We start from the raw sequence: 1,039 nt of genomic DNA on the forward strand, positions 1-1,039 counted from the left end.
CCATCTCCCATGAAAAAGCCCCCTCCGAGGAGGGGGCTTGAGGGATTCCGTTTGAGCGTCACGCTCAGCAGAGGCTGTTGCCTCAGCCGATTGCCGGTGCGGTCAGAGCCACGGGGGTGGCTTCTGCTGCAGCCAGGTCGAGCGGGAAGTTGTGAGCGTTGCGCTCGTGCATCACTTCCATGCCCAGGCCTGCACGGTTCAGCACGTCTGCCCAGGTGTTCACCACACGGCCTTGGCCGTCGAGGATCGACTGGTTGAAGTTGAAACCGTTCAGGTTGAAGGCCATCGTGCTCACGCCCAGGGCGGTGAACCAGATGCCGACCACGGGCCAGGCAGCCAGGAAGAAGTGCAGGCTGCGGCTGTTGTTGAAGGAGGCGTATTGGAAGATCAGGCGACCGAAGTAACCGTGGGCAGCCACGATGTTGTAGGTCTCTTCCTCTTGACCGAACTTGTAGCCGTAGTTCTGGCTCTCGCTCTCGGTGGTCTCACGCACCAGGCTGCTGGTCACCAGCGAGCCGTGCATGGCGGAGAACAGGCTGCCGCCGAAGACGCCAGCCACACCCAGCATGTGGAAGGGGTGCATCAGGATGTTGTGCTCAGCCTGGAACACCAGCATGTAGTTGAAGGTGCCGGAGATGCCCAGGGGCATGGCGTCCGAGAAGGAGCCCTGACCGAAGGGATAGACAAGGAACACAGCAGAAGCAGCAGCCACAGGTGCGCTGTAAGCAACGCAGATCCAGGGGCGCATGCCGAGGCGGTAGGACAGTTCCCACTCGCGACCCATGTAGGCGTAGATGCCGATCAGGAAGTGGAAGACCACCAGCTGGAAAGGACCACCGTTGTACAGCCACTCATCGAGGCTGGCGGCTTCCCAGATGGGATAGAAGTGCAGGCCGATGGCGTTGCTGGAAGGCACAACAGCACCAGAGATGATGTTGTTGCCGTACATCAGGGAGCCGGCGACGGGCTCACGGATGCCGTCGATGTCGACAGGGGGAGCGGCGATGAACGCCACGATGAAGCAGATGGTGGCAGCCAG

General features: G+C 61.3%; 1 protein-coding gene. It reads right to left on the reverse strand.

The features are described 5' to 3' along the window. Nucleotides 1-82 precede the first annotated feature (82 nt). A partial coding sequence (gene psbA, locus CJZ78_RS13475; RefSeq protein ID WP_094561797.1) for a photosystem II q(b) protein occupies nt 83-1,039 on the reverse strand: 957 nt, incomplete at its 5' end.

Source organism: Synechococcus sp. 8F6, from assembly GCF_002252665.1.
GTDB lineage: Bacteria > Cyanobacteriota > Cyanobacteriia > PCC-6307 > Cyanobiaceae > Cyanobium_A.